Source organism: Nitrosomonas eutropha (assembly GCF_003201195.1).
GTDB classification, from domain to species: Bacteria; Pseudomonadota; Gammaproteobacteria; order Burkholderiales; family Nitrosomonadaceae; genus Nitrosomonas; species Nitrosomonas eutropha.
Genome location: NZ_QICQ01000006.1, coordinates 24,693 through 38,721 on the forward strand (window position 1 = coordinate 24,693; position 14,029 = coordinate 38,721).

Annotated in this window: 12 protein-coding genes; all 12 read left to right on the top strand. The window is 47.1% G+C overall.

What is annotated here, in order from left to right; translation table 11 throughout:
• The first annotated feature begins 96 nt into the window (after nucleotides 1–96).
• The 12 genes from truA (at nucleotide 97) to C8R14_RS03445 (ending at nucleotide 13,963) form a co-directional block, all read left to right on the top strand.
• Complete coding sequence (gene truA / locus C8R14_RS03390) at nucleotides 97–930, top strand: tRNA pseudouridine(38-40) synthase TruA (protein ID WP_011634225.1); 834 nt, start codon at nucleotides 97–99, stop codon at nucleotides 928–930.
• An 11-nt stretch (nucleotides 931–941) separates the two neighbouring features.
• Entirely contained in the window at nucleotides 942–1,568 is a 627-nt protein-coding gene (locus C8R14_RS03395) for a phosphoribosylanthranilate isomerase (protein WP_011634226.1), read from the top strand.
• Nucleotides 1,555–2,754: a tryptophan synthase subunit beta gene (gene trpB, locus C8R14_RS03400; RefSeq protein WP_011634227.1), complete on the top strand. Its 1,200-nt coding sequence runs from the start codon at nucleotides 1,555–1,557 to the stop codon at nucleotides 2,752–2,754. The genes C8R14_RS03395 and trpB overlap by 14 nt, the downstream gene beginning before the upstream one ends.
• A gap of 52 nt (nucleotides 2,755–2,806) precedes the next feature.
• A complete protein-coding gene (gene trpA, locus C8R14_RS03405; RefSeq protein ID WP_011634228.1) occupies nucleotides 2,807–3,631 on the top strand; it encodes a tryptophan synthase subunit alpha in 825 nt (274 codons plus the stop codon).
• A 4-nt stretch (nucleotides 3,632–3,635) separates the two neighbouring features.
• On the top strand, nucleotides 3,636–4,526 hold the full coding sequence (gene accD, locus C8R14_RS03410) for an acetyl-CoA carboxylase, carboxyltransferase subunit beta (RefSeq protein ID WP_011634229.1): 891 nt from the start codon (nucleotides 3,636–3,638) through the stop codon (nucleotides 4,524–4,526).
• Between the two features lie 125 nt (nucleotides 4,527–4,651).
• A complete protein-coding gene (gene folC / locus C8R14_RS03415; RefSeq protein ID WP_011634230.1) occupies nucleotides 4,652–5,938 on the top strand; it encodes a bifunctional tetrahydrofolate synthase/dihydrofolate synthase in 1,287 nt (428 codons plus the stop codon).
• Between the two features lie 19 nt (nucleotides 5,939–5,957).
• Nucleotides 5,958–6,629 (top strand): SPOR domain-containing protein, encoded by a 672-nt coding sequence (locus C8R14_RS03420; RefSeq protein WP_011634231.1) that lies wholly within the window; start codon nucleotides 5,958–5,960, stop codon nucleotides 6,627–6,629.
• Nucleotides 6,626–7,120 carry a CvpA family protein gene (locus C8R14_RS03425; RefSeq protein WP_011634232.1) on the top strand — a complete coding sequence of 165 codons (495 nt, stop codon included), beginning with the start codon at nucleotides 6,626–6,628 and terminating at the stop codon, nucleotides 7,118–7,120. Before C8R14_RS03420 ends, C8R14_RS03425 begins: the two co-directional genes overlap by 4 nt.
• Before the next feature lie 106 nt (nucleotides 7,121–7,226).
• On the top strand, nucleotides 7,227–8,744 hold the full coding sequence (gene purF / locus C8R14_RS03430) for an amidophosphoribosyltransferase (RefSeq protein ID WP_011634233.1): 1,518 nt from the start codon (nucleotides 7,227–7,229) through the stop codon (nucleotides 8,742–8,744).
• A gap of 16 nt (nucleotides 8,745–8,760) precedes the next feature.
• Nucleotides 8,761–9,936 carry an O-succinylhomoserine sulfhydrylase gene (locus C8R14_RS03435; protein ID WP_011634234.1) on the top strand — a complete coding sequence of 392 codons (1,176 nt, stop codon included), beginning with the start codon at nucleotides 8,761–8,763 and terminating at the stop codon, nucleotides 9,934–9,936.
• A 119-nt stretch (nucleotides 9,937–10,055) separates the two neighbouring features.
• Nucleotides 10,056–11,567, top strand: coding sequence for a threonine ammonia-lyase, biosynthetic (ilvA, locus tag C8R14_RS03440; protein ID WP_011634235.1), 1,512 nt, complete (start codon nucleotides 10,056–10,058; stop codon nucleotides 11,565–11,567).
• A gap of 362 nt (nucleotides 11,568–11,929) precedes the next feature.
• Nucleotides 11,930–13,963: a methyl-accepting chemotaxis protein gene (locus C8R14_RS03445; protein ID WP_240142182.1), complete on the top strand. Its 2,034-nt coding sequence runs from the start codon at nucleotides 11,930–11,932 to the stop codon at nucleotides 13,961–13,963.
• The last annotated feature ends 66 nt before the right edge of the window (nucleotides 13,964–14,029 follow it).

The following is a 14,029-nucleotide window of genomic DNA, read 5'->3' on the forward strand; positions in this document are numbered from 1 at the left end:
GCCTACCGGAAGCTATCCTGATTGAGTGCTTTCTTGTATTCCCATATTTGTTGTGAAATTATTCATGAAGGATAAAGTATTCCTTTATGAAGATCTGTGAAGATCGTCCTGATTCTGGAATATGATGGCCGTGGCTATTGTGGCTGGCAAAAGCAACCTGATCGCATTTCTGTTCAATCCCGGCTGGAAAGCGCTTTATCGCGCATAGCAAGCAGTCAGATACAAGTTGTTGCGGCAGGACGAACAGATGCAGGTGTGCATGCATTGTGTCAGGTCGTACATTTTGAAACGCATGTCATCCGCCCTTTAACAGCTTGGGTAAGAGGAGCTAATGCACTACTGCCGGATGATATTTCAGTATTGTGGGCTTCGGAAGTTAATGATGATTTTCATGCCCGATTCAGCGCAACCGAACGTACTTATCTGTATTATCTGTTGAGTCGGCCTGCCCGCCCTGGAATTTTCCAGGGAAAAACAGGATGGACCCACTATTCGCTTGATCTCGAAAAAATGCAGACGGCAGCAAGATTCCTGATTGGTGAGCATGATTTCAGTGCATTTCGCTCAGCAGAATGTCAGGCAAAAAATGCGATACGAAAGCTTGTCAGGCTGGATATTAGTCAAAGTGAACAATTTTTTGTTTTTGAATTTTGTGCTAATGCGTTCCTGCATCATATGGTTCGAAATATTCTTGGGGCATTGATTTATATTGGCCAGGGAAAGTATCCCCCTGAATGGATACAGATACTTCTGGGGAAGCGTGACCGCACACTTGCTGCACCAACATTTTCACCGGATGGATTGTATCTGGCTGGCGTTCGATACGATGCCAGATGGAATTTGCCTACTTTTAACGTAATCCGGCCAGAGAATGTTATAAATATGATTGCAAGCTTTAAATATTCACAGAATTGGGCTGGTTTGCGTTAAAAGGAGATCTGGTGCGTATTCGTGTAAAAATATGCGGCATTACCCGGTTAGAAGATGCAATGACGGCTGTACACCATGGGGTGGATGCTATCGGCTTTATTTTATGGCCTCAGAGTGAACGATATATTTCACCAGAGGAAGCTGGTCAGATTGTGAGATACCTGCCTCCATTTGTGCAGGCTGTAGGGGTATTTGTAAACCCTGATAAATCCTGGGTAGAAGTGGCCAGTGCAGCAGCTGGACTTGATCTTTTGCAGTTTCATGGTGATGAATCGCCGGATTTCTGCAGTCAGTTTCATTTGCCGTATATCAAGGCTGTTCGTGTCCGGGACGGATTGGATTTGTTACAATACGCGCAGTGTTATGAAGGATCCAAAGGACTGCTACTAGATGCTTATGCTGAGGGAAAACCCGGTGGAACAGGTCACATATTCGACTGGAAGCTGATTCCCTCGGGGTTGTCGTTACCCTGGATACTCTCAGGGGGTCTTCATTCAGACAATGTTGTCGATGCAATTGAACAGACTCGTCCATTGGCAATTGACGTTTCAAGCGGGGTTGAAATTGCTAATGGCATAAAAGACGCAGACAAAATTTCTGTTTTCATGCAAGGAGTAAGATCTTGTGAAAATGTATGATCTTCCCGATAAACGTGGCCATTTTGGTCCGTACGGTGGTACGTTCGTGGCTGAAACCCTGATTTCAGCCTTGGATGAGCTTTGTAAGCAATATGAGTATTATCGTGGTGATGCCGAATTTCAAACGGAATTCTTTCGTGAGCTTAAACATTATGTTGGCCGCCCCAGTCCCATTTATCATGCCAGACGTTGGTCGGATCATCTGGGTGGTGCACAGATTCTACTGAAGCGTGAAGATCTTAACCATACAGGTGCACATAAAATTAACAATACGGTTGGCCAGGCGTTGCTTGCAAGGCGTATGGGGAAAAGTCGTATCATCGCTGAAACGGGTGCCGGTCAGCATGGAGTAGCCAGTGCCACTGTGGCCGCCCGCTATGGTATGGAATGTGTCGTGTACATGGGTTCCGAGGATGTCAAGCGACAGGCAACCAATGTTTATCGTATGAAGTTGCTTGGGGCCACAGTCATACCGGTTGATTCAGGTTCGCGCACACTTAAAGATGCATTGAATGAAGCCATGCGTGACTGGGTGACCAATGTTGGTAACACCTACTATATTATTGGTACTGTTGCGGGACCGCATCCTTATCCGATGATGGTCAGGGATTTTCAGGCGGTAATCGGGAATGAAGCCAGGCAACAGATGCAGGAAGAATATGGTAGACAACCAGATGCTCTGATTGCATGTGTAGGCGGCGGTTCAAATGCCATTGGCCTGTTTTATCCTTATATTGGGGAAGAAAACGTTCGAATGATTGGTGTAGAAGCCGCGGGCAAGGGAATCGATACGCAGAAACATGCTGCCACCCTGGTAACGGGCAGGCCGGGTGTTTTACATGGTAATCGTACCTATCTGATTCAGGATGAAAATGGCCAGATCATCGAAACACATTCAATTTCTGCTGGCCTGGATTACCCGGGAGTAGGACCGGAGCATGCATGGCTTAAGGACTGCGGTCGTGCCGAATATGTCGCTATAACAGATGGTGAGGCTTTGGCTGCATTTCATGCTTTATGTCGCTTCGAAGGGATCATGCCGGCTTTGGAATCCAGCCACGCTCTGGCTTATGCAGCCAAACTTGCGCCAACACTGAGAAAAGATCAGCTCCTCCTGGTGAACCTGTCAGGTCGCGGGGACAAGGATATGGCAACAGTGGCACAGCAATCAGGTATTTCGCTTTAACCGAATGTCTGATAGATCTCATTATATTTTGATTTTTCGGATTATCTGTTAAATGAATCGTATTGAATCTGTTTTTTCCCGGCTCAAGTCACAAGATAAAGCTGCACTTATTCCTTTTATCACGGCAGGTGACCCTGACTCAGCCACAACAGTGGCGCTGATGCACCAGCTGACACGATCCGGGGTTGATTTGATTGAGCTTGGAGTACCTTTTTCTGATCCCATGGCCGATGGGCCTACCATACAGCGTTCCTCGGAGCGCGCACTCAAACACCATATCAGCCTGAAAGATGTACTTGCTATGGTGGCACAATTCAGAAAAATGAACCAAAGCACACCGGTTGTCCTGATGGGTTATGCCAATCCAATTGAGGCCATGGGGTATAAACGCTTTGTGGAAGAAGCAAGCCGTTCCGGGGTAGATGGCGTCCTGGTAGTTGATTATCCACCAGAGGAGAGCGCTGAATGGGTGCGACACCTGAAAGATCAGGGCATCGATCCAATTTTTTTACTATCACCTACAACCCCGGAATCACGTGTCAAGCATGTTGCAGAACTTGCAAAAGGATATGTTTATTATGTTTCTCTAAAAGGTGTAACGGGTGCTTCACACCTTGATCTGCAGGATGTCAGCAGTAAATTGTCTCAGCTTCGTGCGCATATCAGGATTCCGATCGGGGTGGGTTTTGGCATACGAGACGAACAGACAGCCAGGAGCATAGCTGAGCGGGCGGATGCTGTAGTTATAGGTAGCCGTATTGTGGAGGAAATTGAACACTCCCAGGCAGCTGATTTGCTGGCAAATGTAGGTGCTCTGGTAGAATCGTTGCGACATGCAATTGATGCTAGATCCAATCACTCTTCTGACATAGGGTAGTGATATGAGCTGGTTTGAAAGTATCATTCCCCCTAAAATCAAGCGTAAGGAAAACGGCGAAAAAAAAGCTGTCCCGGAAGGCTTGTGGAGCAAATGTGCAAGTTGCGAAGCTGTTCTTTACTGCACGGATCTGGCCAAAAACCTGAATGTTTGCCCCAAATGTGGTCACCATAATCGTATTTCTGCGCGCAAGCGTCTTGAGTTTTTACTGGATCCACAAGAGCGCCACGAACTTGGCATGGATGTCCTTCCACAAGATCCTTTGAAATTTCGTGACAGCAAGCGATATACGGACAGATTGAGTGATGCGCATGAAGTTACCAATGAGACTGATTCACTGGTGGTCATGCGAGGCAGTATTAAGTCGATCCCGGTTGTTGCTGCTGTTTTTGAGTTTGGTTTTATGGGCGGATCGATGGGTTCCGTAGTTGGTGAGCGCTTTGTACGTGCCGTGAAAGCCTGTGTGACACATCATCTTCCTTTCATCTGCTTTAGTGCGAGTGGAGGGGCACGTATGCAGGAGGGTTTGTTTTCGTTGATGCAGATGGCAAAGACAACTGCAGTACTGGAGCAGTTAAGTCGGGAGAAATTACCATTTATTTCTATACTGACAGACCCCACAATGGGGGGGGTGTCCGCAAGTTTTGCATTTATTGGCGATATTGTGATTGCTGAACCAGGTGCATTGATTGGTTTCGCCGGTCCACGCGTTATTGAGCAGACTGTGCGTCAAACATTGCCTGCCGGTTTTCAGCGAGCGGAATTTCTGCTGGAACATGGTGCCATTGATTTAATTATTGATCGTCGTGAAATGCGTGATCGATTAGCCAACCTGTGTACATTGCTGATGCGTATCCCGGTTCCTGTTTCACCACCTGTTATATCAGCTGATTGAACCTGGTTTTTTCTGAAATTTGCTATTACCTTTTGAATAACGGTGGTGTTAACTAAAAGGGATAATGTGAATCTACTACTTGCTGTCATGGTGAGCGTCTCTTTTACTTTATTTCTTCCGGATCGATGATGGATGTCCGATCAATGACTTTAGATGACTGGTTGCTCTATCTTGAAAAACTTCATCCAAAGGCAATTGATATGGGTCTGGAGCGGGTGAAGAAAGTAAGAGATGCTTTGGGATTGATGCCCAAATTTCCTGTTATTACGGTTGCTGGTACAAATGGCAAAGGCTCAGTTTGTACCATACTCGAATCGATACTTGGTCGTGCATCCTACCGGGTAGGTTGTTATACATCACCACATTTACTGCATTATGGCGAGCGAATACGGATTGATCAGCGAGCAATTACTGACGAGGTTTTGTGTGGTGTATTTGCTGAGATAGAATCTGTACGTGAATCAGTCCAGGTTACGCTGACTTATTTTGAATTTGGTACCTTGGCCGCCATGCTGATATTTGTGCGGGCGCAAGTGGATGTGGCCATTCTGGAAGTGGGATTAGGCGGCCGTCTTGATGCAGTTAATGTATTTGATACGGATTGCGCCATCCTGACCAGTATCGACCTGGATCACATGGATTATCTTGGATCTACTCGGGAAGCCATTGGCCAGGAAAAAATTGGTATCTTCAGGCCAAATAAACCGGCAATTTGTACTGAACCGGATATACCAGCCGGTCTTCTTCCAAAAATGAAGGCGACGGGAGCCTTACTATGTTGCATCAACAAAAACTTCGGCTATACACAGGATAATCTGCAATGGTGCTATGAAGGAGTGCGCCGCTATAACTTGTCATTGCCAGCGCTTAAAGGGGAATACCAGCTGCAAAATGCAAGTGCTGCTCTGGCAGCGCTGGAGGCTATGGAAGGAACATTGCCTGTTCCAATGAATGCCATACGACGTGGCCTGGCTGAGGCAACCCTGGCGGGTAGATTTCAGATAATTTCAGCAAGGCCTGTGATTATTCTGGACGTGGCGCATAATCCGGCAGCCACTCGCAAACTACTGGCTAATCTGGAAGCTATGCCAGTAAAAGGATGTACTTATGCAATCGTGGGCATGCTGAAAGATAAGGATATGGCTGGCACGATCCGGGTGCTGAAGAATAATGTGGATCAGTGGTTGATAGCAGGTCTGGATGTGGCAAGAGGCGCAACAGGGAATGAAATACTAAAGGCACTTGGAGATGCCGGAATAGCAGAACAGGAGTGCGTACGTGTATTTCAGAATGTACAGAGTGCCTATGTTTACGCGCGTGAACATGCCGGTAGTGATGATAGAATATGCGTTTTTGGATCGTTTCATACCGTCAGCTCGATATTGAAGAATCATGGCGGGACGGTTTCTTAAAGGTAGACAGGTATAAAAAATGACCAGCAGCGTCAATGAAGAAGAGATTTCCCTGAGGAAGCGTGCCAGAAAGCGCCTGATCGGTGCTATCTTGCTCGTTATTGTGTCGGTAGTATTCTTGCCCATGATTCTTGATGATGAACCTCAGCAAGAACAGCAGGAAATTGATATTCAGATACCTTCCGAAGAGCTGACTGCTGAAGCTTACCCTTGGATGACACCGGAAAATGCAACGTCCGATGATGAGGCAGAAGTTCCCCGGGAACTGGATAAACCATTACCTTTCAGCGATCCTGAGCGTTCCGAGAAAATTGAAAATAGTGGATCGGGTGATAGTGGTTTCGATGGAATACCGATTCCTGCCAGGAAGCCGGTGTTGGCAAAATCAGCCCCAGCTATTCAAGGAAAAACTTCCGTTGTTCAGGAAAAAGTACCTGTAAGTGATAATGTAAAAATACAAGACGGTTCATTTGTCATTCAGCTGGGTGCATTCTCTGATGTTTCTAAAGCCAGACAGCAACAGCAAAATCTTGTCTCAAACGGGGTAAGGGCATATACCGAAACAATCAAGGTTGGCAGTAATGAAATGACTCGTGTACGGATCGGACCTTTTCCTACGCGAGAAGCTGCTGAAGCAGAGCATGAACGGTTGAAAAAAATTGGATTGAGTGGTGTAGTGACAACCAGATGACGATTTTCGACTACATTGTTATCGGAATCATATCTTTCTCAGCTTTATTGAGTGTCACGCGCGGACTGGTACATGAAATCGTATCCCTTCTTGCCTGGATAATTGCCTTCTTTGTTGCCAGTCGTTATTCAATAAATGCCGCCCCCTTGTTATCAGACTGGATCGTGAATGAATCCATTCGCATGTTGACAGCTTTCAGTGTGATGTTTTTTGTTGTTCTTCTGGTAACAATGCTCGCATCCAGGCTGCTATCTGTTCTGGTGAGGGGAGTAGGGCTGGGCCTGATAGACAGAATGCTGGGCGCGCTGTTCGGAATCGTGCGTGGATTGGTGATCATATTGTTTCTGATAACAGCAGCCGGCTTTACTCCACTTCCACAACAACCCTTCTGGCAGCAGGCGGTATTGAGTGAACCCCTGGAAATAATGGCGGCTGACGTAATCCCCTGGTTGCCCCAGGATTTCAGGAATCTTATTGGTTTTGCCAAGTAATTTAAGTTCAGGCTTGACTATATTGAAATTTCGTATCTTGTAATTAATACAGATATGAACTGCTAGTTTTACAGGTTTTTTAATCCACTTTTTCAGCGAGCTCGCTATGTGTGGAATTCTAGGTGTAGTAGCCCGTTCCCCCGCCAATCAGTTGCTCTATGATGGCCTGTTAATGCTGCAACATCGTGGCCAGGATGCTGCAGGTATTGTTACCGCGCAAGGTAATAGTTTTCATATGCACAAAAGGTTGGGTATGGTACGGGATGTGTTCCGCACCCGGAATATGCGTGCTCTGCCAGGGTATATGGGAATCGGGCATGTTCGCTATCCCACGACAGGGTCATCAAATTCTCCTGCGGAAGCACAGCCTTTTTATGTAAATTCCCCATTTGGTATTGTGCTGGCGCATAACGGCAACCTGACCAATGCGGATGTACTTAATCAAGAGCTGTTTCTTGCAGATCGCCGCCACGTAAACACGCATTCTGATTCGGAAGTGTTGCTGAATGTGCTGGCACATGAATTGCAGGAGCGCGCGACAGGTTACCAACTTGATCTGGCTGAAATTTTCTCGGCAGTTTCCGGTGTACACGAGCGTTGTCAGGGTGCTTATGCAGTGATTGCAATGATTGCCGGTTATGGTTTGCTGGCTTTTCGCGATCCATGCGGGATCAGGCCGCTGGTATTCGGATCAGTGGAAACGAATGCTGGTACTGAATACATGATTGCTTCTGAAAGTGTGGCGCTGGATACACTGGGTTTTCGTCTGATCCGGGATGTTGCACCTGGAGAAGCTGTTTTTATTGATATGGAAGGGCATTTCTACAGCCATCAGTGTGCTGCTCACGCCAGTCTGAATCCCTGTATTTTTGAATATGTTTATCTGGCCCGTCCCGATTCAATGCTGGATAGCATCTCGGTTTATGAGACTCGTCTCAATATGGGCGTAAACCTGGCAGATAAAATCAGCACCTCCATGCGGCACCTGGATATTGATGTTGTAATACCGATTCCGGAATCCAGTCGTCCAAGTGCCATGCAGCTTGCCAATCGCCTCGGGATCAGCTTCAGGGAAGGATTTGTCAAAAATCGCTATGTGGGCAGAACGTTTATTATGCCCGGGCAGCAGCAGCGCCGGAAATCGGTTCGGCAGAAATTAAATGCCATCGAAATTGAATTTCGCGGCAAGAACGTACTGCTGGTTGATGATTCTATTGTGCGTGGCACCACTAGCCGAGAGATTGTTCAGATGGCACGAGAAGCGGGAGCACTTAAAATATACTTTGCTTCGGCAGCGCCACCAGTACGTTTCCCTAACGTATACGGTATAGATATGCCGACTCGCCAGGAATTGATTGCAACAGATCGTACCGATGAGGAAATATGTCGTGAAATTGGTGCGGATTATCTGATCTATCAAAATCTGGATGCACTTAAGCAAGCGGTTGCCCAGGTCAATCCGCGCATCACGAATTTTGAAACCTCCTGTTTTGATGGGCATTACATAACAGGCAGTGTCACTCAGGAGTATCTTTACAGAATTGAATCACAGCGTAACAGTCTCGGGTTATCACAAGGGGAGCGCACTACCCAACTTGATTTAACCCTGCTCCCAATGGATTAACCATATAGAAACGATCATGACAAATGAATTAGATCTCCAAACGCTGGCTATTCATACCGGCGTCCATCGCAGTCAGTTTAACGAACATTCAGAATCACTCTATCTGACTTCAAGTTTTGTGTTTGACAGTGCAGCCCAGGCTGCTGCACGGTTCTCAGGGCAAGAACCCGGTAATATCTATTCGCGCTTTACTAACCCGACAGTAACTGCCATGCAGGAACGCCTAGCTGTGCTGGAAGGGGCGGAAGCCTGTATCGCAACTGCTACTGGTATGGCAGCAATTACGACCTGCGTCATGGGACTACTTTCAGCTGGTGATCATATCGTTGCCTCACGCAGCCTGTTTGGATCTACTGTTGGCTTGTTCAACAATATCCTCAGCCGTTTCAATATCGAAACTACCTTTGTTTCTGCAACCGATCCGAGTGAATGGCAGGCAGCAGCCAAACCAAACACCAAACTGTTTTTTATGGAAACTCCCTCCAATCCACTCACGGAAATCTCCGATATCGCTGCATTGGCAGACATTGCCAAACGGATTGGGGTGTGGCTAGCGGTTGACAACAGTTTTTGTACCCCGGTTGTGCAACAACCACTGAAGCTGGGTGCAGATCTGGTCATTCACTCAGCAACAAAATATCTGGACGGGCAGGGCAGAATCCTGGGAGGGGCAATACTGGGTAAACGTGATTTGCTGATGGATAGCGGTATATTCGGTTTCTTGCGAACAGCCGGCCCGGCGCTAAGCGCATTCAATGCCTGGATTATTCTGAAAGGACTTGAAACATTAAGTGTACGGGTAAAAGCACACTCTGATCATGCACTGGAAGTCGCGCGCTGGCTGGAAGCACATCCTAATGTAGCACGTGTGTTTTACCCGGGTCTGCCGTCTCATCCGCAGCATACACTTGCGATGCGCCAGCAGAAAACCGGTGGCAGCATTGTGTCATTCGAGGCAAAAGGCGGCAAAGAGGCTGCCTGGCGTATTGTAGATGCTGCTCAGCTCATGTCGATTACTGCCAATCTTGGCGATACCAAAAGTACACTGACTCATCCTGCCACTACAACGCATGGGCGTATCAGCCAGGAGGCGCGCGCAGCTGCCGGCGTCAGCGATGGTCTGTTACGTATTGCGGTTGGCCTGGAGTCACCGGAAGACATCAAGGCAGATCTCGCTCGAGGATTGCAGTAGACTCGTAATTTATTACAACTGGCACACACTATTCTTCTTGAAACCGGATACGACTAGCAATAAATTTTGCTACCGGTTTTCACTCACTACTACTGTGATACCTCCAAAATCTTGCCATCATGATTAATGATTATCTTGAAAGGATACTGACCGCGCATGTCTATGACGTTGCGGTTGAAACCCGGCTGGATCCGGCGCCATCATTATCTGCCCGTATTCATAACCGTGTGCTGCTCAAAAGAGAGGATATGCAGCAGGTTTTTTCCTTCAAGCTGCGTGGTGCCTATAATAAAATGGCTAGATTGCATTCTGGTGTATTGCAGCAAGGCGTGGTCGCTGCCTCAGCGGGAAATCATGCGCAAGGTGTAGCACTGGCAGCGCAAAAGCTGGGCTGCTCAGCCACGATCGTTATGCCAACCACCACGCCGCAGATCAAGATCAATGCAGTAATGGCGATGGGTGCTGCAGTACTGCTGCAGGGGGATTCCTATAATGATGCCTACGAATATGCGCTGAATCTTGCCAGGGAAAAGGGGGTTGAATTCATTCATCCTTACGATGATCCGGATGTGATCGCCGGGCAGGGTACGATTGCTATGGAAATTTTGCGTCAGCATCCCGGGAAAATCCATGCAATTTTTATCCCGATTGGTGGGGGAGGGTTGATTTCCGGCATTGCTGCGTATGTGAAAAGACTTCGCCCGGATATCCGGATAATCGGAGTTGAGCCAACAGATTCAAATGCCATGTATCGTTCTCTGCAGGCAGGTTATTGTGTTGAGCTCTCGCAAGTGGGTTTATTTGCGGATGGTGTGGCTGTTCGTCAGGTGGGACAGGAAACTTTCCGGCTGTGTCGTGAGCTGGTGGATGACATCCTGCTAGTAGATTCGGACGCCATTTGTGCTGCAATCAAGGATATATTTGAGGACACGCGCTCCATTGTAGAACCTTCCGGTGCGCTTTCGGTTGCCGGGCTAAAGGTGTATGCGAAACAAAATAACTTGCTGCACGAAACCCTGATTGCAATCGCATCAGGAGCAAACATGAATTTTGACCGACTGCGCCACGTTTCTGAACGGGCTGAACTGGGTGAACAGCGTGAAGCAATCCTTGCAGTGACGATTCCTGAAAAGCCTGGTAGCTTTAAACAGTTTTGTAATCTGGTGGGCGCCCGCAACATCACGGAATTTAACTATCGCTATGCGGATCCTCAAAAGGCACATGTCTTTGTGGGTATATCAGTCCGTAATCGCGAAGAAGCATTGAATCTGATCCAGATCCTGCATGCAAATAATTTGCGTGCAGAAGATATGACTGACAACGAGATGGCGAAGCTGCATATCCGCCACATGGTGGGTGGGCATTCCAGGGAAGTCAGTCATGAAGTTCTGTATCGATTTGAATTTCCAGATCGTCCGGGAGCACTCATGAATTTTCTGAACAAAATGAGTGATCGCTGGAATATCAGTTTGTTTCATTATCGTAATCATGGCGCTGATTTCGGCCGTGTCCTGATCGGAATACAAGTTCTCCCACAGGACAAAGATGAATTTATGCACTTCCTGGATGATCTGGGTTATGAATTTGATGATGAAAGCAATAATCCTGCCTATCAGTTTTTCCTTGCCTGATTTTCTGCCTGCATCTCCTCCTCGTTTACGAGCTTCCTGTTCATGGCAATAGTATCTTTAAATGTGATTGGACTAATACCGCCCCGTATCGGGTGTTGGTGCTTGTCCGCAATCATTGAAGCACCTCACAACTTTAATCGTTAAAAAATTCTGGTTCAAAACGCTGATAAAGAAGGTTTTTACAAATTTCTTCTGATTTTTGTACCTGGAAGACAGCGACTATCCTATTACACTGGAATTATGTCATCATAATATTGGCTTTTCAGAATGTGCTGAAATACCAATAAGGGCGATTTTGACAGAAGTTTTACCAGAGTAAGGTCTATTACCGGCATATGACAGGTTGTAACAACCCCAACGATATGACTGTACTGCTTCCTATAACCAGATATCTGCAGATATTTCGCCGATCGTGGCTCCCAGGAGCTCTATCCGTTCTGTTTCTGTTGATTGCTTTGATTATGCTGCGTGTTGATACTCAGCAAGCGCGCAACCATACCGCTTCACTTGAAGTTATCGGGCGTATTCATACCAGCATCCAGCATCTGGTCATTATTTCCCGGGAAGCGTTGCGTGGAAATGAGCAGGCATTTGTTCAACTGCGCAATAACCTCGATCAGCTGAATCATTATTCAACCCTGTTGCAATACGGGGGAGAGTATCAGCGAGAAACTATTCCCGCCGTAGCAGAACTGCTTTCTGTAGACTTATTTAAATCCTTTCAGAACACATTGCGTACAAAGGAAAATCAGGCTCGCCAAATTCTGGAAAGTCGGGAAGTACTAATTAATCTGGCAGAAATTTTAAAACGGGTTGATCTGGTCAATAACAGCTTGCAAAAGAAGCTGCAGGATTTTTCAGCCGAGCTGGCGCAGTCAGGGCATGCATCCAGCCAGGCAGTCGCGGTCGAAACTGTAAAAATTCTTGTTCAGTTTATTACCAGTAGTGTCAGCTCTGTGATACAGGGCGGATTTCAGGTATCTGGCACAACAGATCAATTACCGGGAGATTCCGAACAGATCACCGGGATGATCCAGACTTTAATAAAAGGCCGGGACTGGTTGTATTCAACCGTTCTGGGCAATCAACTTCCCTCCGAAACGTTGTCTGAGATTCGTATCCAGTTTAATGCACTGGAAGATTTGTTGCGTGTTGCCCAGAAATTGACACCGGAAGCGACCGGAGCCTGGCATGCAATGCATGAGACATTTTCAGCCAGTGATAGATTATCGACACTGGTAGGTCAGATTGAACAGGCAATCATCGAGCACAATAGTAGCGAAGGTACATCCATTACGGTGCTGTTTTATCTGGCTGTAATATTAACCATTTTAAGTGGTCTGGTATTCATCCAGATGTTTTCTACCAGTTTGCGCAAGCGAATCCATCAGGGTGAACAAGATGTTGAAACCACGCAGAAGGCGATACTGCACCTGCTCGATGAAATGGAGATACCGGCAGGAGGGGATCTGACTGCCCGCATGTCCGTCACCGAAAATATTACCGGCACAATTGCCGATTCAATCAACTTGACGATTGAGGCGTTGCAGGAGCTGGTTAAAAAGGTAAATCACGCCAGCGCTCAGGTGATTGATGCCTCTCATCAGGCAGAACAAATTTCATCAGATTTACTGGCCGCGACACAGGAACAGGCACATAAAATTGAAGATGCAACGGTTGCTGTCCTGGGAGTTGCTGAATCACTGGAAGCAGTATCCGATTCAGCGGAAGAATGTGCCAATGTTGCCAAACAAACCCTGCATGCGGCAGAAAATGGTGCCAATGCCGTACAGGACGCCATGGCCGGCATGAATGAAATCCGGGTCTACATCCAGGAAACTTCCAAACGTATTAAGCGTTTAGGAGAGAGTTCACAAGAAATTGGTGAAATTGTTACTCTGATTTCGGATATCACCGAGCAAACCAACATCCTGGCATTGAATGCCTCCATTCAGGCAACAACGGCAGGTGAAGCTGGCAAGGGATTTTCTGTTATCGCTCAGGAAATACAGCGTCTGGCCGAGCATTCCGCCGAAGCGACTCGACAGATCAGTACGCTCATCCGCAACATCCGGGGAGATGCGCAAGACACTATCATTGCAATGGAGCGCAGTACAGCAAGTGTGGTTGAGGGTACAAGGCGTGCCAATACTACAGGAAGCGCCCTGGAAGAAATCGAAACAATCTCTAAACGCCTGGCGCAACTGGTCATCAGAATTACCGAAGCTACGCGCAAACAAACCCGTGTTTCCAACAAGGTGGTCAAAAATATGGAAGATATCTTATCTATCACCCAGCAAACCACCCGAGGCACTCAGCAGAATGCTGACTCTATCAGGCAGATCGCAGAGCACGTTACAGACTTGAAGTCATCAGTTGCCAATTTCAAGGTATGACAGCTCTGTGCAAAGCTGCCATCTGCAGCAAACCAAAGCCATCCACTATCAATTTTGGGATTAATA

Coding starts and splice junctions, on each gene's coding strand:
- trpA (WP_011634228.1), top strand. CDS start 2,807: ATGAATCGTATTGAATCTGTTTTTTCCCGGCTCAAGTCACAAGATAAA.
- accD (WP_011634229.1), top strand. CDS start 3,636: ATGAGCTGGTTTGAAAGTATCATTCCCCCTAAAATCAAGCGTAAGGAA.
- folC (WP_011634230.1), top strand. CDS start 4,652: ATGATGGATGTCCGATCAATGACTTTAGATGACTGGTTGCTCTATCTT.
- C8R14_RS03420 (WP_011634231.1), top strand. CDS start 5,958: ATGACCAGCAGCGTCAATGAAGAAGAGATTTCCCTGAGGAAGCGTGCC.
- C8R14_RS03425 (WP_011634232.1), top strand. CDS start 6,626: ATGACGATTTTCGACTACATTGTTATCGGAATCATATCTTTCTCAGCT.
- purF (WP_011634233.1), top strand. CDS start 7,227: ATGTGTGGAATTCTAGGTGTAGTAGCCCGTTCCCCCGCCAATCAGTTG.
- C8R14_RS03435 (WP_011634234.1), top strand. CDS start 8,761: ATGACAAATGAATTAGATCTCCAAACGCTGGCTATTCATACCGGCGTC.
- ilvA (WP_011634235.1), top strand. CDS start 10,056: ATGATTAATGATTATCTTGAAAGGATACTGACCGCGCATGTCTATGAC.
- C8R14_RS03445 (WP_240142182.1), top strand. CDS start 11,930: ATGACTGTACTGCTTCCTATAACCAGATATCTGCAGATATTTCGCCGA.